The organism is Ectobacillus sp. (assembly GCF_056992975.1).
This window is the reverse complement of record NZ_JBXKMX010000053.1, coordinates 1-16,291: the sequence shown is the minus strand read 5'-3', so window position 1 is coordinate 16,291 and position 16,291 is coordinate 1. Positions and strand designations below refer to the sequence as shown.

Below are 16,291 nucleotides of genomic sequence, written 5' to 3'. Positions count from 1 at the left end.
TCTACAGTAATTCTGTAAATCACATACATTTCCTGCAAGAAAAATGGCAATATGTTCTTTCTGTTCGTTAAGAATATGTAAAAAAGGAACTGTAAGTAATTTTATCATATCATTAATTTTAAATAGCTAGAAGATGGTAAAAGTTTGTTTCTTTTTTCTAATTATTCGTGAATTCACTTCTATTTCCCCATATTTCAGCTTGTAGATAATATCCATACATGAACTTCGTACATCCGGCTCACACTATTACCAAGAGGTTTCCCTCCTCTTGTCTACAATGGTTAACCATAAAAAATCCCATAAATGAGGTGAATTGTATGCCTGATATACGTTGCGCCGTTTCCAATTGTTCGTTTTGGGGCCAGAATAATTATTGTCAAGCAAATTCAATTATTGTAAAACCTGAATCACAATCGTATACATCTGGACAAGAGTTGTTTGAAAATTCAATTCTAGATGGAATGATGATAGAAAGTACTGTAACTACCAGCTCGGAAACTTGCTGTCAGACTTTTCGCCCAAATATTTAATCCAAAAATAAAATAATCAAGATTACGCGAAATAGATCGGTAAACAGATTTTTCTGTTACGGTCTATTTCGCATTTTTAATTTAATGTTTTATGTTTCGTTTGTACTGATTTACGAGAATATAATCTGGTATTTGTTCATACGATACAGATTGTGTTGAATCCCTAATATAGGTGCGATTTCCTACGTTAAACATACCTTTATAAAGCCGTGAAAACACCGGAAACTTTTGATTTGCTTTCATTTCTCTTATTGGAATAAAGTGTCCATGGAAATCCTGCCAATATAGTATGGTTGTATCTAAAGTACGAATTTGTCCAATTTGCTTCGGATGAACCTGTTCCTTATTCCAACTGATTACTTGATAACCAAATTTATGGGCAGCTTTCTCCACTGGTTCATTGAATTTGGCAATGACTACACTCGTTCGTAGTGGAGTACGTTCGTATAGCCACTGTATATTGCGATCATTCATTCGTATACATCCATTAGACTCGCGGCTGCCAATTGAATATTCTTTATTCGTTCCATGAATCCCATATTGCTTATAGTTTAATCCCATCCATCTTGTACCTAATGGATTATTGGGTGCACCGCCCTCAATCTGCTTCCGATGGTAGTCTTTATTTTTATATTTGTCTTTAATGTAAAAGCGTCCCTCTGGTGTAGGGGTTTCTGATGTTCCTGTTGACACAGGAAAGCTTCTCACATACACCCCATTTTCAAAATAGGATAATTGATTATTTGCAAGATTAATTACTATAAACCGATCATCCTGGTCAGCTCCTTGCACATTCGAAACCATTATAGTAAGTATATACAACGATAAAAGTGGTATTCGCACATCTACTCCTTCGAGATGACCATTTCCTGATTTTACCCATTAACCACTACACCTCCATTCACATGTAACATCTGTCCGGTTACATACGTTGCATCCTGCGAAGCAAGATATACATAAGCACCTGCTACCTCCCATGGCTGACCTGGTCGCCCCATTGGAACATCTCCTCCAAATTGACTTACCTTCTCTGCATCGAAGCTTGATGGGATAAGTGGTGTCCATATTGGCCCAGGTGCCACCCCATTCACACGAATTCCCAACTTAACGAGAGATTTAGATAACGAACGGGTAAAGGATACAATCGCTCCCTTACTAGATGCATAATCAAGTAACGATTCATGTCCTTCGTATGCTGTAATCGAAGCAGTGTTAATAATGCAATCGCCCTTCTTCAAATAGGGAAGTGCTGCCTTTGTTATATAAAAATACGAAAACAAATTTATCCGAAAAGTTTGTTCGAGTTGACTTGCCGTAATATCTAATAAACTATTTTGTGGATATTGTACAGCTAAATTATTCACAATAACATGTAGATTACCCAGTTTTTCAGTCGTGCTTTTTACAGTTTCTATACAATGCCTTTCTTCACTTAAATCACCAGCAACTAGAACACACTTGACTCCATATGATTCAACAAGCTGTTTTGTCATTTTTGCATCTTCATGCTCATCGAAATAGGCAATGCTTATATTAGCGCCTTCCTTTGCAAAGGCAATTGCAACTGCCTTACCAATCCCGCTATCTCCACCCGTTATAAGGGCGCATTTACCTTGTAGCTTTCCTGATCCCTTGTACAGAGAATTGTCAAATACGGGTTTCGGATTCATTAGGGATTCCAGCCCTGGCTGTTTCTCTTGATGTTGCGGGGGTTGTAGTTGTTTCGTTTGTATTTGTTTCATATGGTAGCCTCCTTACCAAATTGTCATAATTAGCATGACCACAAAGGCTCCATTGTAGTAATTGTAAAATAAAAAAAATATAAGATTTTCCAGTTTTTTTGTCCTGAAAATCCAACTATGATTTCACAGAAGTATTTCTTGCAATTCATTAAAATAACGAATAATATATATTACTGTTGTCATTATTATTCGTAAAAGAAAGGATTTTACTATGTTTAACCTCTCAAACCATAACACAAATATAAAAACAGAAATTATTGCTGGTATTACAACATTTCTAACAATGGCATACATTGTCGTTGTCAATCCCGTTATTCTTTCCGATGCAGGCGTCCCATTCCAACAAGGATTTACAGCAACGATTATCGCCGCTTTTGTTGGAACATTATGTATGGCATTGTTTGCAAATATGCCTATTGCCATCGCTCCTGGAATGGGATTAAATGCTTATTTTGCCTACTCTGTCGTGAAAGCTCATACTGGTGTTACATTTGCAATAGCATTTTCAGCAGTATTTGTAACAGGTCTCATTTTTCTTGTTCTATCCTTAACAAGCTTCCGAACCAAACTAATGGAAGTTATTCCTGAAAATATTAAGCACGCTATTACTGCCGGAATCGGTTTATTTATAGCATTTATTGGATTGCGACTAACAGGGATTATTACAAAAAACCCTACTAATTTAGTTGGGCTAGGTGATTTTCATTCTCCTTCCGTATTACTTGCTTTAGCTGGCCTAGCCATTTCCCTTATCCTACTTGTTCGAAATGTTAAGGGTGCCTTATTTGTAGGAATGCTTCTTACATCCATTCTTTCACTAGTAACCGGACAACTCTCGTTTCATAAAGGAATTGTTTCCCTGCCTTCTCTTCCGAGTGGTGTAATTGTGGTAAATCCTATAACAGCAATTGGAGATGTTATTCATTACGGTTTATACGGCGTGGTTTTTTCATTTTTACTCGTTACCTTATTTGATACAACTGGCACATTACTTGGTGTATCCGAGCAAGCAGGGTTGATAAAACATGGAAAGCTACCTCATGCAGGACGCGCCCTTCTTTCTGATAGTATCTCTACAACAATCGGCGCCATGTTCGGTACCAGTCCAACAACTGCTTACATCGAATCTTCTGCAGGCGTAGGGGCTGGAGGCCGTACTGGTCTAACGGCTCTCGTCATTGCTGTCTTATTTGCTATAGCAGCCTTCTTTAGCCCGCTCATAGATGCTGTTTCTAGTGTAAATGCGATTACATCGCCTTCTCTTATTATTGTTGGCAGTTTGATGATGGGCTCTGTGCGTAATATTCATTGGGACGAATTTGATGAAGCATTTCCCGCTTTTCTCGTCATTTTAAGTATGCCGCTTACATCAAGTATTTCAACGGGTATATCCCTTGGATTCATTACTTATCCGCTTATGAAGATAGCTAAGGGAAAATTTCGTGATGTACACCCACTCGTATATTTATTTGCCGTATTATTTTTGTATCAACTTGTATGGTTGTCTCGGTAAATAAAGTCAGCGATTGTCCTCTTTAAGTAAATGGAAAAAGCATCAGCAATTAGCTGATGCTTTTTCTCCTAAATATTTGTTTAATTTCTCTGCTTGACGCTGTGCATCACGATATCCTTGCTCATACAACTGCTCCAATTTTTGTGCATCCTTTTCCATACGTCCGACTTGAAGTGGCTCAACCGGACGTATAATAAACACTTTTCCTTCTTGCTCTAACTGTTCCACATACTGCAATGTTTCATTATAGATTTGATAACGTGTTAACATCCGTTCTACTAATTTTGGGTATTTCCGGTACGCGCGCTTAGCAATCCAACTAAATTTCGAGGGTTTCTTTTCATATCCTTCATTTCGTGTTAAAACAAGCACTACTTTTTCAGCACCGTCCTGCAATGCCTTACGAATCGGAATTGGATCTGCTATACCACCGTCCATCAGCTTTTTATCACGAAACTCTACGACAGGGGCAATAAAAGGCAAGGAGCTAGAAGCACGCAACATTGTTAGTGCATCTTCTTGCGTGCCATCCTTTTCAAAATACACAGGATTACCTGTTTCTACGTCTGTCGCTCCGATTACAAAATGTTCATTCGCTGCAAAATACGTATCAAAATCAAATGGTACATGTTCTGTTGGAATTTCCTGAAAAATGAAATCCATATCAAACAGCTGCCCTTTTCGGAATAGATTTCGATACGATAAATAGTTTGGATGATTAATATAACCGATATTTACTTCTTTGTTTCGTCCATTTTGGCGTGATAGATAGGAAGCTGCATTACATGCTCCTGCTGATACTCCAATTACATAAGGAAAGAACATATTTTGTTCCATAAAAAATTCGAGTACTCCAGCAGTGTACACGCCGCGCATCCCACCGCCTTCTAGCACCAATCCCGCATTCTCTTGCATACGTTCATCTCCTTAACTTCATTAACATTACATTAAGTATAACAACATGTAACGTATTTCGGAAAGAACTTGTTTGCATAAGCTTTACCCGAAGTAACGATGATAGATGCTTTTAGCCTCTAATAAATCCTTTGTACCATGAACCATTACACGTCCGTCGCGGAACATAACAAGACGTTTCTCTTCTGTAGAAAACGCTAACACATATTCATTGCATAATAGATCGTGTACTTTGCCTTGTAACGTCTTCTTGTATACTTGCAAATCCACATTATTTCTATGTGGGTTACGGATTTGTACCGTATCTCGTCCACACAAGACAGTCATTTTTGATTCATTTTCCTTTTTCAAATAAGGGTAGCTTGCTTGTACGCCGCACGATGGACAATCAGCCTTTTTTAAGCGCTGCACATCTAAAGAAGCATGTTCATTACTCCAAAGATCAAATGATACGAGATTACGTCTTAGTGCCTTATGATCTCCTATGAGCAGCTTTAATGTTTCCGTCACTTGATATGAGACAACTTGTGATACAGCCGAGGCAATAATCCCATTCGTATCACAGGTTGCTCCGCCAAGGGGGATAGATTGTAATAAGCAATGTAAGCACGGTGTTTCTCCTGGCACAATGGTATACGATAATCCATAGCTCCCTACACATGCACCATATACCCATGGAATTCGATGTTTTTGCGAAACATCATTAATCAGAAAACGAATTTCAAAATTATCTGTTGCATCAACGATTACATCAACATCACGACTAAAATCTTCTAAACTCTCTGCTGTTACATCCGTTACAACCGCATCTATTTCAACTTCATGATTAATTCGTTCAAGTCGATTTTTTGCTGCAATTGCTTTTGGCAAATGATCGATTGCATCTTGTTCCGCATACAGCTGTTGGCGCTGTAGATTACTCCAATCTATATAATCACGATCGACAATTGTAAGCTTACCAACACCTGCCCGTGCTAACATTTCTGCATTTCCACTACCGAGTGCTCCGGCTCCAATAATCAGTACATGTTTCTCGCGCAGTAGCTCTTGTCCCTTTTCGCCAATCGGAGAAAATAAAATTTGGCGAGAATATCGGCTATTCAAGGACGCTTATTCCTTCAATTGGACTGCTTGCTGTTGCATAGCGCTTGCGAGAAATTCTTCCTGCTTCAAAACCAAGTCGTCCTGCACGTATTGCTAGTTTCATAGCTTCAGCCATTTTTACTGGGTCCGTTGCTCCTGAAACAGCACTATTGAGAAGCACCCCATCGGCACCAAGTTCCATTGCAAAGGCTGCATCTGCTGGGCTTCCAATACCTGCATCCACAATAACTGGAACAGTTGCCTGTTCAATAATGAATTTGATATTAAGTGGATTCACGATTCCTAGACCTGAACCGATTGGTGATGCACCAGGCATAATTGCATGAACGCCAAGCTCTTGTAATCGTTTTGCTAATACAACATCATCTGATACATAAGGAAGAACTGTGAAACCTTCTGCTAACAAGGCTTCACTTGCTTTTAATGTTTCAAACGGATCCGGTAAAAGGGTTTTATCATCACCAATCACTTCCACCTTCACCATATGGCAAAGACCAGATGCTTTTGCAAGTTTTGCAATACGCACTGCTTCTTCTGCTGTTTTTGCTCCTGCCGTATTTGGTAAAAGTGTATACTTTGTAACATCAATTTTTTCTAATAGATTTGGTTGTGAGCCATCATAAATATCCATACGACGAACTGCAAACGTTAAAATTTCCGCTTCAGAAACTTCAATTGCTTTGCTTTGTTCATCATAATCCTTAAATTTTCCTGTTCCTAATAGTAATCTAGATTCAAATGAAAATGAACCAATGTTTAACATATCAACCGCCTCCTACGAAAGTCACAATCTCTATTTGGTCTCCATCAAATAATCCTTCGCCTGCATGTTGTTCTTTTTCTAAAATAAAATGGTTTCTTTCCACCACAACAATTTTATTGGATAACCCTAAATGCTCTAATAAAAACTCTACTGTCGTAACCGTATCTGGAATTGTAATTTCCTTTGCATTAACGTTAAGCTTCACTTGCTTCCCTCCCCAATAAAGGAATGGAGTAAATCATTTTGTTGCTTTCCTTCTACTAAATCTGCCATATAAATTCCTGAAATTGCACTTAACAAAATTCCATTACGAAAATGACCTGTACACGTATACAATCCTGGAATATCAGGATGCTTTCCGATATACGGCATTCCATGATTCGATTGTGGTCTTAGACCAGCCCATGCTGTTTCCCACTCGGCATTCTTTAGTTCAGGTAAAATGTGTAGTGCTCTCTCCATTGAATATTGGATGCTTTCTACGCTAACAGCTTTGTTATACGTATGAGGTTTAACAGTTGCCCCAATAATGTAACGTCCATTACGTTTAGGTGCAATGTAAAATCCATCTTCAAATACCGGGATAGATAATAATGGTTTAAAGCTTTTGACAGCAATGATTTCACCCTTTACTGGATACGTACCCCAGCTTGGATCAAAGTGACGAAGCAGCTTTGTACTCCATGAACCAGACGCAATAATGACAGAATCGCTTAACATTACTCCTTCTGATGTAACGACTCCCGTTGCACGATTGTTCTCTACTTTAATATCAAATACCTCTGTCTGCTCAAAAATATCAGCGCCAGATATCGCAGCAGAATGGGCAAATGCTTTTGCTAACTCTGGTGCGATGACATGGCCATCATTCGGATGATATACAGCTGCAACTACCGCATCAGAAAGGTTAGGCTCTCTTTCCCTCAATTCTTCCCCCGATAGGAAATGTGATTCTTCTCCTGTTTGCTTTTGCCATTTCATGATTTCCATAAGCTTTGCAGCTGCTTCATCGCTTTGCGCAATACGGTAAATTCCTTTTTCCTCGTAGCCAATATCTATCCCTGTTTTTTCTCGCAATTGTTTTGACAAAGGTGCAAACATAGCTCTGCTTTTCCGAGCAAGATCAAATAAAGGATCATATTCATCCCATTCTGCTTGTACCCCGAGTAAGCCAGCTGCAGCTCTAGAAGCTTCAGACGCTATTTTACCTTTTTCCACAATAGCAACCTTGTAGCCTCTTTCAGAAAGAAAATGTGCAATAGAATTACCAATAATACCGCCGCCCACAATGATGCTATCATATGTTTTCTTCATCTTGCTTCTCCCACTTTCGGATAGAATTTCTATATGCATTTGCTTTTTCTACCGGATTTTTTGCCTCTATAATTCCAGACATAACAGCAAACCCTTTTACTCCAGTATTCAACACAGTTGCTACGTTTTCTGGTGCGATGCCGCCTATCCCATATGTAGGAATTATCAGTCTTTGTGCAATATTTGTAATTTCATCTAATCCTCTAGCTGGCATACCTGCCTTAGATCGAGTTTGAAAAAGATGACCATATAAAACGGAATCGGCCCCTTTTTGCTCTACTTGGAGCGCTTCTGATAGAGAATGTACAGAACATCCTACATGAAGATGAGGAAATGCATTCTTTAACACACTAACATCCACGCTCGTATAACCAACTTGTACACGCGAGATACCAAGAAGCAGAGCTATATCAACGCGATCATTCACAACTACTTTTTCAGCTGGGATTCCTTTATCAAGAAGAAGCTTCACACCTTCAAATAATTCTCTCGACGTTTTTTCTCGCTCTCGAATATGAAAAAAATCAACTGCACCTTGAATTTGACTTGCTAAATCTGCAAATTCCGCAAAAGATAATGTTCCATTTGAAATGACGTGAAGTTCCCTTTTCATACCGTTCTCCTACTTTAATACATTTTCAAATAATTCATTAGCAGGTACAACTTGTTTTGTCATTCCTTTATCTTTTAACCATTTATTTTGCTCGGTCCACGATGCTGCAGTTTGAGATAAAAATGGGCCATCACTTGTTTCCATTTTTGGCAATAAAATATTCATACTTTCTTTTTCTACTTGTGAATCTAAAGGATAGTTTTGTTTTTCTTGATTGTTTAACAAGATTTGTAATGCTTCATCTGGATTTTTCTTTGTAAATTCATATCCTTTTTTTGCACCGCGTAAAAATGCTTCCACTGCATCACGGTCTTTACTTAATGTTTGATCACCTGCAACAAATACAAGTTCATTATAATTTGGTACACCATAATCAGAAGGATTAAAGGTTGTTGTTTGAAAACCTTGTTTATTTAATAATGGTACTTCATGATTAATATAGGCACCTGTAATTGCATCAACCTTTTTCGTCGTTAATGCAGAGATTAAATCAAATCCAACATCAACAAGCTTTACCTTATCAGGATTTCCTCCATCCTGTTTTACCATTGTTTTTACATATTCTTCACTAAGCTGTGTACCTGGATATCCAACTGTTTTTCCTTCTAAATCTTTTGGTGACTTAAAACCAGCATCTTTTAAGGAAACAACGCGGGTTAGCGGTGATCTTACTATAGCCCCTACTGACTTTACGGGAATTCCTTCATTCGATCTTGCTATCACAACATCTGGTTGATAGTAAATTCCTAACGTAACCTTTCCTGCAGCTGCCAATGTTAATGGATCTGTAGGGTTTGCAGGGAATTTCACATTAACCTTCACGCCTTCTTCTTTAAAGTATCCTTTCTCGATAGCTGCATAAATAAAACTATGCACAGCATTTGGATACCAATCTAACATGACTGTAACTTCTTTCTCTTTCTTTGCAGTACCACCATTTGAACAACCAATAAGTGAAACCATTAATAACAAACTAATAGCAATAATAATAAATCGTTTCATGAATCTTTCCTCCAGCTTACAAATTTTTTCTCAAGCAATGAAACAATAAATACAAAAATAATGGCTACTAATGACAAAATGAAAATAGGAGCAAACACACCAGCGCCATCAAGCTGTGTCATCATTCGCTTACTAAAATAGCCAAGTCCTTCTTCTGCTCCTAACCATTCTCCAATCGCAGCTCCTATAACACTAAAGGGAACAGCTACCTTTAAGGCTGAAAAGAAGAACGGCAGAGATGCTGGTAATTTTAGCTTAAAGAAGATATCTATGTTTGAAGCCCCAAACGTAGTAAGAAGCTCCTCCCATTCTCGTTTTGTGCTTCGAAACCCATCATACGTGTTCACCGCTATAGGAAAAAAGGCAATGAGCACGGTTACAACTACCTTACTCCAAATCGAATAACCAAACCAAAGCACGAATAACGGAGCCAACGCTGTAACAGGAATCGTTTGCGAAGCAACGAGAAGCGGATAACATGCACGCTCCACTGCAGGATGTAAGCTCATAGCAACTGCTAGTCCAACTCCTAGCACGATGGAAATGGCTAACCCAATCCCAACCACAGTTAACGTTGCAGGAAGATGAACTGTTAATAAAATGGAATGTAGTACCCATATTTTTTGAAAAATGGCGCTAGGCGGTGGCAAAATATACATCGCATCTACAATTCTAGCTCCAATTTCCCATACAATTAAAAAAATAATTACAACAAGAATAGAAGGAACGTAATAATTTAGCTTTTTCATTGTTTCACCTTGCCTTGTAGCATACCAAGTAATGTTTCTTTCAATTGTAGTATTTCTGGTCGATTAATATCTTGTCTGCACCGTTCTTTTGGTAAAGGAACATTGAATACCTGCATGGTTGAAATTGGCTTCTCTGTTACAACAAATATTCGCTGTGATAGGAACAATGCTTCTTCCACATCATGTGTAATAAATAAAATAGTTTTATTCCATTTCAACCATTGCTCATATAACCATTCTTGCAAACTTAGCTTCGTAATAGCATCTAATGCACTAAAAGGTTCATCAAGTAAAAGAAGATCGCTCCCTGTTAAAAAGGTACGAAGAAACGAGACACGCTGACGCATACCACCTGATAAATCTTTTGGATACTTCTGCTCATAACCACGCAGCCCGAATTTTTCCAAATATTCCATTGCCCTGTTTTGAGCTTGCTTTTTTTTCATTCCTTGGCACTCTAAAGAAAGAGCTGCATTTTCTAAAATCGTACGCCATGGCAATAACAAATCTGATTGTGGCATATAGCCAACCGCACTGCTTCCGCCTGTGACGTTTTGTATCGTAATTTCCCCTGCAGTAGCTTTCTCAAGACCTGTTAACAACCGAAAAATAGTACTTTTTCCACAGCCACTTGGTCCAATAATGCTAATAAATTGTCCGGGCTCTACGTCAAAATGGAGATTTTGTAAAATGGACTGTTTTTCTCCCTCATAAGCAAATGAAACATTATGAAATTGTACGATGCTCTGCAAATCCCCACATCTCCTTACGGTACGCCATATCCCAGAACAAATATTCAAAACGACTTGTATTCATAAATATTTCTTCTAAATGAAGTAGCTCTTGTTTACTTTTCTCTTCCGCAATTTCATTTAGCAAATCAATCATCCAAATGCAAAGTTCACCGTATTCACTTGAGCTGTAGCCGCGAATCCACTCTCCATAAAATGGATGATCCACACTACCAGCAATTACACTTAAGCGCTTTCCTATTTCCCAATAGCTCCACATACAAGGAAGTAATGATGCAATTAACTCTGCAAGCGTCCCGCTTTGAGATACGGAAAGCATATAATGGGAATACGCTAAGTTCATTGATGCAGACTTCGCCTCATCTAACTCCTGTAGATTGATTCCAAGACGCTGTGCATATTGCCTATGCAAGTTCATCTCACCATTTAAAATAGCGTCAATTTGCTTTGCAAATTTCCCCATAACAGCAGGGTCTGTTGCTTTTACAACGCCTAGAGCATATACCTTCGCATAATCTAGTAAGTACAAATAATCCTGGATGATATAAAATTGGAATTTACTATGGTCAAGTGTTCCATCACCAATACCTGTTACAAACGGGTGTTCATAAATCATCTTCCATACTGGCTCTGACCTCTCATATAGTTCATCACAAAATTTCATGAAAAATCCCTCTTTCTATTTAATAACTCTGTATGGCATACAAAAAGCCGCTTTCTCATAAAGAAGCGGCTGCAAACAATGGATATCATTCATTGTCATACATCACTTCCCTTCGCTAGCATTACCTAGATCAGGTTCATAAGGGTTAAGGCAAATCACCTCTCTCAGCTCAGTTAGCACCCCTAGTGGAAAAGATATAAACAAATAAAAAAAGCCCCATTATTCACGACTGGAAAGTGGGCTTTAGTTTCATCGTCCGTTTGCTTTCCTCCGCTAGAATTATCTAGATCAGGTAAAAGGGTCATGGACTTTCGGTCTCCTCTCAGCCGGCAACACCAGCTCCCCTAGCAATCTCATTAAATTGTGAACTTATTGTAACATTACGTTGTAATTCCCGCAACTTTTTTACCTTACATAGGAACTATAGCTTGGCAAAATAAAGGTATTTTCTTCGCAATCTTCTTAAATTATCTAGTTTTTATGTCTAAATCCAGGATTTGTTCTTGATCACGAACTGTCAATTGGGTTATGTTACATTTTTATGATATTTTTTTGTTATTTTTATAAACAATGACAGAATAATGTTAAAAATAACAAAAACTATTATAAATATATTGAAAAATAATTAAATTAATAGAATAATATATATAGAGATGATACATATTAAATTTATTACTATCGTTTTTATATATAATCTTTTATTCAATTATTAGTATAATAGGAGGAATTGCTATGAAAGCTAGAACTCTTTTCGTTTCTTCCGTCGCACTAGCGGCTTTACCTTTCGTTGTAGATTCTGTGCAAGCAAGCAGTAATACTGTTGGAACTGTAAATGCAACCTATTTAAATGTTCGAACTGGTCCTAGTACAAATGATAGCGTAATTGGTGCCTTACCAAATCAAAGCAACGTTACCATTTTAGGCGAAAGCGGTAATTGGTACAAAATTCAATATAACAATCAAGAAGCCTATGTAAGCAAAGATTATGTTACAGTTTCTTCTTCTAAGTACAAAGTAACAGCAGATGCACTACGTGTTCGTAGCGATGCAAGTACTAGTTCCTCTATTATAGGAATGTTAAGTAATGGCGATGAAGTTACAGTTGAATCTGAAAACAATGGCTGGTGCAAAATTACATATAACAACCAGGCTGCCTATGTAAGTAAAGCTTTTCTTACTTCTTCTAATTCTTCTACTTCCACTTCATCTTCTGTTCAATCAACATCTACATTTTATGTAAATGCAGATAGTTTACGTTTCAGAACAGGACCTGGCACAAACTATAACATTATTGATGTCTTATCAAGTGGTCAAAAAGTAGAAGTAACGGGGCAATCAGGAAATTGGTACAAAGTTCGTTACAATGGAAATGATGGATATGTTTCTAAAGATTATCTTTCTACTTCGCAGAATGTAACTACTTCTAGTTCTAGTCCAACTTCCACATCACAGACTTCTTCTATCTTACATTGGCCTGCTTCTGGTGGAATTGTTACGAGTGATTTCGGTCCAAGATGGGGTAGTATGCACTATGGTGTCGATATTGCAGCGCCAGGAAATATCCAAATTCTTGCTGCAGCTTCTGGTACGGTCAGCCGTTCCTACTATTCTACAAGCTACGGAAATGTAGTATTTCTTACTCATCATATTAACGGTCAGTTATATACAACCGTGTATGCTCATATGAAAAACCGTTATGTAAGCGAAGGAGATACCGTTAGCCAAGGACAAGTTCTTGGGTATATGGGAAGCACGGGAGAAGCAACGGGACAGCATTTACACTTTGAACTCCACAAAGGAGAATGGAATTTCGCAAAATCAAATGCCATAAATCCCCTTCCTTATTTACAACATTAAAATAGGATTTTTACAAACCTTCTTGGAGGTTAGATTCAATGAAAGATTTACCTATATTATTAGAATTATTATCATTATTTGGACTGATTTGCTGTTTGTTTATCTTTAATGCAAGTCTCGCTTTCTTAATCATCCTAGTTTCGTTTGTTTTATGTGAAATCTTCATGGAATGGTTACAGCTAAAGCTTACATCTTTGTTATCCATTATATATAAATTATCATATATTATTGCAGTCGGCGTAGTATCCATAATAGAAAATGGAATGCACATGTCCTCTATGTTTGCCGTCTTCTTCATCGCCATATTACTTATCATTCCCAGTCAGTCACCTGTTTGGGAAACGAGCAGAGGATAAAACATTCGTCGATTGCATTAAACTAGTTTAAATCCATATCTTATTTATAAAAACTCATCTTTAGCAGATGAGTTTTTACTTTTAGTGTGAAATTATTTTGTTCGTGTGATAAGTAATTTGAAGCAAACTTCTTTGCTCGTCCGTGCACCAATAACTAATAATTTCTTCAACGATGCTTTGACAGTTATTATAGTAAAAGGTGTTTAAAAAGCCGTTTGTTTTATCCATTACTTGTGAAAATACATATTCACGAAGTAACTCCTCCTTATAAGGGATCCCTCTGCTCATATTTAATATTTCCTGAAAATAATCTATTTGTTGTGGTACCTGAATCAATTGATAAAATGGAAGATAGGATAGTAGTGTTCCTATAAACTCTTTATATTTTTCATATAATGAAGAATTTAAATGAGCCATCATATCTCTCATAACTTCCACATAATCATCCATAATAAATTGATAGGGTTCATAAAAAAATTCTGCTAACTGAGCTAGTATCGCGTAGTGACAAGCTATAATCATCCGATTTTCTATATGGTTTTCTAAATAACTTATACATCGTTTATAAGTTTCGACGAGATTGTATGTATATAAATTTGAAATTGTAGAATTACAATAAATAGCAAGCTCCATTAATAATTCTTCAAACTTATTTATATCCATGTCACGTGCTTCCCGACATAAAAAAAGTAACTTACATTCTATTATTTCTTTTTCTGATGCTAAGTAGGGATAGGAAGGAATCCAACTTAAATCATATTTTATTTTTTCCCATATCGCATGATCACATTCTTCTAGACTGAGAGCTTTCTGTTTTACAATTATATAATTCCATGCAGCCGCTTTCGTAAAGTCATCCCAAATCTCTATTTCTAATGAATTAAAAATAAAAGGAAGCATTTGTTGTTCCTTTAATAAGTTATAAGCTTGTTCATACCATCTTGCTTCTTGACATAAACGAACAATTCGAAGTATTGTAGGCATTTCATCTTTGCTGAATTTCGGAAGTTCCTTCATTGTCTCCAATCCAAACTGAATAAATGGAAGAATCGTATCTTTTTTGTAGAACTCCTTTTCTTTCCACGATAAAACATGACTATCGTATCCGCTTTTTTCAGTACGATTAGGAATAAGTAAATAAAGTAAATCCGAAAACGTTGTAGGTGATGTAAAGTTTTCTGTAACTAACATCCAGTTCGGCTCATTTTCTACCATAATCATTTTAGCCCCCTATTTCATCCTTCTTCCATGAATATTTCTACACAAATATGCAATATATTTTTTTAATAATATATGTAATTGGGGTAAAACACTTTTGTTCTTGTAATCTTAAATACCTAAATAATACTAATATAAACTAAGGTTTTCTAGATATATACATGGATTAGCATTATCATATCATATTTATTTTTTTAATTTCTGAATTCACTAAAAAAAATAACCAAAAAGATACATATCTTTTTGGTTATTTTTTAAGTACTGATTATATCTTAGATCGTTTCATGATGATCTTCAGAAATTTGACTAAGGGCAAATTGCGCTTGATCATCTGCAAATCCTTCAACAGCTAAATCTCCAAGTGATACCATACCAACTAACTTATCATGCTCAACAACTGGAAGGCGTCTGACTTGATAACGTGCCATCAATTCTGTTGCTCTCTCTACTGGCTCATCTGGCGATACACTTATTACGTTCGTACTCATCACTTCTGTAATACTCTCAGACCCAGGATGCTTTTCAGCTAGACCCCGTAAGATTATATCTCGGTCAGTTACAAGCCCTATTAAACGATTATTATCTACAACCGGAATAATCCCAACATCCTCTTGTTTCATTTTGGTTGCTGCTTCAAATACATTGTCTACTGAAGTACAATACGCTATATTCGTACTCATTACATCTCTAATGGCTGTCATGAAATATCCCTCCTTGCATTTAGTAGTATAACCGGAAGAATATATTTCATTTCGTTTTTTGATAAATGATATGAGTTAAATTATGGAAATTTATAATCCGTTGGATTTTTTATGATTTATTTTTTAATTTATCTATGTCTAATAATTTATTTATACATATTAAAAAAATCAGTGCTGTTTTCTGCACTGATTTTCTAAAATGACCCGTACGGGAATCGAACCCGTGATACCGCCGTGAAAGGGCGGTGTCTTAACCGCTTGACCAACGGGCCATGGCTCCGCAGGTAGGACTCGAACCTACGACCGATCGGTTAACAGCCGATTGCTCTACCACTGAGCTACTGCGGAATAATGAAGTTGTATAATAAAAGGTGGCTCGGGACGGAATCGAACCGCCGACACGAGGATTTTCAGTCCTCTGCTCTACCGACTGAGCTACCGAGCCAAATGGCGGTCCGGACGGGACTCGAACCCGCGACCTCCTGCGTGACAGGCAGG

At 37.3% G+C, this 16,291-nt stretch carries 18 protein-coding genes, 3 tRNA genes and 2 riboswitches; of the genes, 4 read left to right on the top strand and 17 right to left on the bottom strand.

The window, feature by feature from the left end; translation table 11 throughout:
* Positions 1 to 317: 317 nt before the first annotated feature.
* Positions 318 to 530: a DUF1540 domain-containing protein gene (locus AC11ZT_RS02250; RefSeq protein ID WP_484058048.1), complete on the top strand. Its 213-nt coding sequence runs from the start codon at positions 318 to 320 to the stop codon at positions 528 to 530.
* Positions 531 to 611: 81 nt separating this feature from the next.
* On the opposite strand, the gene AC11ZT_RS02245 is transcribed toward AC11ZT_RS02250, so the two are convergent.
* Positions 612 to 1,367, bottom strand: a complete 756-nt coding sequence (locus AC11ZT_RS02245) for a L,D-transpeptidase (protein ID WP_484058085.1) — start codon at positions 1,365 to 1,367, stop codon at positions 612 to 614.
* A 38-nt stretch (positions 1,368 to 1,405) separates the two neighbouring features.
* Positions 1,406 to 2,272, bottom strand: a complete 867-nt coding sequence (locus AC11ZT_RS02240; protein ID WP_484058047.1) for an SDR family oxidoreductase — start codon at positions 2,270 to 2,272, stop codon at positions 1,406 to 1,408.
* 211 nt (positions 2,273 to 2,483) lie between these two features.
* Between AC11ZT_RS02240 and AC11ZT_RS02235 the strand changes: the two genes are divergently transcribed.
* The gene (locus AC11ZT_RS02235; RefSeq protein WP_484058046.1) at positions 2,484 to 3,785 is read left to right on the top strand and encodes an NCS2 family permease; all 1,302 of its coding nucleotides are present in this window, start codon (positions 2,484 to 2,486) and stop codon (positions 3,783 to 3,785) included.
* 42 nt (positions 3,786 to 3,827) lie between these two features.
* Here AC11ZT_RS02235 and AC11ZT_RS02230 read toward each other — a convergent pair whose 3' ends face one another.
* From AC11ZT_RS02230 to tenA, 10 genes are all read right to left on the bottom strand, one after another.
* Complete coding sequence (locus tag AC11ZT_RS02230; protein ID WP_484058045.1) at positions 3,828 to 4,700, bottom strand: patatin-like phospholipase family protein; 873 nt, start codon at positions 4,698 to 4,700, stop codon at positions 3,828 to 3,830.
* An 84-nt stretch (positions 4,701 to 4,784) separates the two neighbouring features.
* Positions 4,785 to 5,804, bottom strand: coding sequence for a thiazole biosynthesis adenylyltransferase ThiF (locus AC11ZT_RS02225; RefSeq protein ID WP_484058044.1), 1,020 nt, complete (start codon positions 5,802 to 5,804; stop codon positions 4,785 to 4,787).
* Positions 5,797 to 6,567 (bottom strand): thiazole synthase, encoded by a 771-nt coding sequence (locus tag AC11ZT_RS02220; protein ID WP_484058043.1) that lies wholly within the window; start codon positions 6,565 to 6,567, stop codon positions 5,797 to 5,799. The genes AC11ZT_RS02225 and AC11ZT_RS02220 overlap by 8 nt, the downstream gene beginning before the upstream one ends.
* A 1-nt stretch (position 6,568) precedes the next feature.
* On the bottom strand, positions 6,569 to 6,772 hold the full coding sequence (gene thiS, locus AC11ZT_RS02215; RefSeq protein ID WP_484058042.1) for a sulfur carrier protein ThiS: 204 nt from the start codon (positions 6,770 to 6,772) through the stop codon (positions 6,569 to 6,571).
* Positions 6,769 to 7,881, bottom strand: a complete 1,113-nt coding sequence (gene thiO / locus AC11ZT_RS02210; RefSeq protein WP_484058041.1) for a glycine oxidase ThiO — start codon at positions 7,879 to 7,881, stop codon at positions 6,769 to 6,771. The genes thiS and thiO overlap by 4 nt, the downstream gene beginning before the upstream one ends.
* The gene (gene tenI / locus AC11ZT_RS02205) at positions 7,865 to 8,494 is read right to left on the bottom strand and encodes a thiazole tautomerase TenI (RefSeq protein ID WP_484058040.1); all 630 of its coding nucleotides are present in this window, start codon (positions 8,492 to 8,494) and stop codon (positions 7,865 to 7,867) included. The genes thiO and tenI overlap by 17 nt, the downstream gene beginning before the upstream one ends.
* A gap of 9 nt (positions 8,495 to 8,503) precedes the next feature.
* A complete protein-coding gene (locus AC11ZT_RS02200; RefSeq protein WP_484058039.1) occupies positions 8,504 to 9,496 on the bottom strand; it encodes an ABC transporter substrate-binding protein in 993 nt (330 codons plus the stop codon).
* Positions 9,493 to 10,245, bottom strand: coding sequence for an ABC transporter permease (locus tag AC11ZT_RS02195; protein ID WP_484058038.1), 753 nt, complete (start codon positions 10,243 to 10,245; stop codon positions 9,493 to 9,495). The genes AC11ZT_RS02200 and AC11ZT_RS02195 overlap by 4 nt, the downstream gene beginning before the upstream one ends.
* Complete coding sequence (locus AC11ZT_RS02190; protein WP_484058037.1) at positions 10,242 to 10,997, bottom strand: ABC transporter ATP-binding protein; 756 nt, start codon at positions 10,995 to 10,997, stop codon at positions 10,242 to 10,244. The genes AC11ZT_RS02195 and AC11ZT_RS02190 overlap by 4 nt, the downstream gene beginning before the upstream one ends.
* Positions 10,972 to 11,661, bottom strand: a complete 690-nt coding sequence (gene tenA, locus AC11ZT_RS02185; RefSeq protein ID WP_484058036.1) for a thiaminase II — start codon at positions 11,659 to 11,661, stop codon at positions 10,972 to 10,974. Before tenA ends, AC11ZT_RS02190 begins: the two co-directional genes overlap by 26 nt.
* A gap of 90 nt (positions 11,662 to 11,751) precedes the next feature.
* A riboswitch (TPP riboswitch) is annotated at positions 11,752 to 11,855 on the bottom strand.
* 54 nt (positions 11,856 to 11,909) lie between these two features.
* Positions 11,910 to 12,017, bottom strand: a riboswitch (TPP riboswitch).
* A gap of 376 nt (positions 12,018 to 12,393) precedes the next feature.
* Between tenA and AC11ZT_RS02180 the strand changes: the two genes are divergently transcribed.
* Together AC11ZT_RS02180 and AC11ZT_RS02175 are read left to right on the top strand one after the other, a co-directional pair.
* Positions 12,394 to 13,518 (top strand): SH3 domain-containing protein, encoded by a 1,125-nt coding sequence (locus AC11ZT_RS02180; protein ID WP_484058035.1) that lies wholly within the window; start codon positions 12,394 to 12,396, stop codon positions 13,516 to 13,518.
* Positions 13,519 to 13,556: 38 nt separating this feature from the next.
* Positions 13,557 to 13,874 (top strand): hypothetical protein, encoded by a 318-nt coding sequence (locus AC11ZT_RS02175; RefSeq protein ID WP_484058034.1) that lies wholly within the window; start codon positions 13,557 to 13,559, stop codon positions 13,872 to 13,874.
* 81 nt (positions 13,875 to 13,955) lie between these two features.
* On the opposite strand, the gene AC11ZT_RS02170 is transcribed toward AC11ZT_RS02175, so the two are convergent.
* The 5 genes from AC11ZT_RS02170 to AC11ZT_RS02150 all read right to left on the bottom strand — a co-directional run bounded on the left by AC11ZT_RS02170 (position 13,956) and on the right by AC11ZT_RS02150 (position 16,238).
* A complete protein-coding gene (locus tag AC11ZT_RS02170) occupies positions 13,956 to 15,095 on the bottom strand; it encodes a DUF3965 domain-containing protein (protein ID WP_484058033.1) in 1,140 nt (379 codons plus the stop codon).
* Positions 15,096 to 15,364: 269 nt separating this feature from the next.
* Positions 15,365 to 15,793 carry a CBS domain-containing protein gene (locus AC11ZT_RS02165; RefSeq protein ID WP_484058032.1) on the bottom strand — a complete coding sequence of 143 codons (429 nt, stop codon included), beginning with the start codon at positions 15,791 to 15,793 and terminating at the stop codon, positions 15,365 to 15,367.
* A gap of 200 nt (positions 15,794 to 15,993) precedes the next feature.
* A tRNA-Glu gene (locus tag AC11ZT_RS02160) sits at positions 15,994 to 16,065 on the bottom strand.
* A 1-nt stretch (position 16,066) separates the two neighbouring features.
* A tRNA-Asn gene (locus AC11ZT_RS02155) sits at positions 16,067 to 16,141 on the bottom strand.
* Positions 16,142 to 16,165: 24 nt separating this feature from the next.
* Positions 16,166 to 16,238 (bottom strand) — tRNA-Phe (locus AC11ZT_RS02150).
* Positions 16,239 to 16,291 lie beyond the last annotated feature (53 nt).

Coding starts and splice junctions, on each gene's coding strand:
- AC11ZT_RS02250 (WP_484058048.1), top strand. CDS start 318: ATGCCTGATATACGTTGCGCCGTTTCCAATTGTTCGTTTTGGGGCCAG.
- AC11ZT_RS02240 (WP_484058047.1), bottom strand. CDS start 2,272: ATGAAACAAATACAAACGAAACAACTACAACCCCCGCAACATCAAGAG.
- AC11ZT_RS02235 (WP_484058046.1), top strand. CDS start 2,484: ATGTTTAACCTCTCAAACCATAACACAAATATAAAAACAGAAATTATT.
- AC11ZT_RS02230 (WP_484058045.1), bottom strand. CDS start 4,700: ATGCAAGAGAATGCGGGATTGGTGCTAGAAGGCGGTGGGATGCGCGGC.
- AC11ZT_RS02220 (WP_484058043.1), bottom strand. CDS start 6,567: ATGTTAAACATTGGTTCATTTTCATTTGAATCTAGATTACTATTAGGA.
- thiO (WP_484058041.1), bottom strand. CDS start 7,881: ATGAAGAAAACATATGATAGCATCATTGTGGGCGGCGGTATTATTGGT.
- tenI (WP_484058040.1), bottom strand. CDS start 8,494: ATGAAAAGGGAACTTCACGTCATTTCAAATGGAACATTATCTTTTGCG.
- AC11ZT_RS02200 (WP_484058039.1), bottom strand. CDS start 9,496: ATGAAACGATTTATTATTATTGCTATTAGTTTGTTATTAATGGTTTCA.
- AC11ZT_RS02195 (WP_484058038.1), bottom strand. CDS start 10,245: ATGAAAAAGCTAAATTATTACGTTCCTTCTATTCTTGTTGTAATTATT.
- tenA (WP_484058036.1), bottom strand. CDS start 11,661: ATGAAATTTTGTGATGAACTATATGAGAGGTCAGAGCCAGTATGGAAG.
- AC11ZT_RS02180 (WP_484058035.1), top strand. CDS start 12,394: ATGAAAGCTAGAACTCTTTTCGTTTCTTCCGTCGCACTAGCGGCTTTA.
- AC11ZT_RS02175 (WP_484058034.1), top strand. CDS start 13,557: ATGAAAGATTTACCTATATTATTAGAATTATTATCATTATTTGGACTG.
- AC11ZT_RS02170 (WP_484058033.1), bottom strand. CDS start 15,095: ATGATTATGGTAGAAAATGAGCCGAACTGGATGTTAGTTACAGAAAAC.
- AC11ZT_RS02165 (WP_484058032.1), bottom strand. CDS start 15,793: ATGACAGCCATTAGAGATGTAATGAGTACGAATATAGCGTATTGTACT.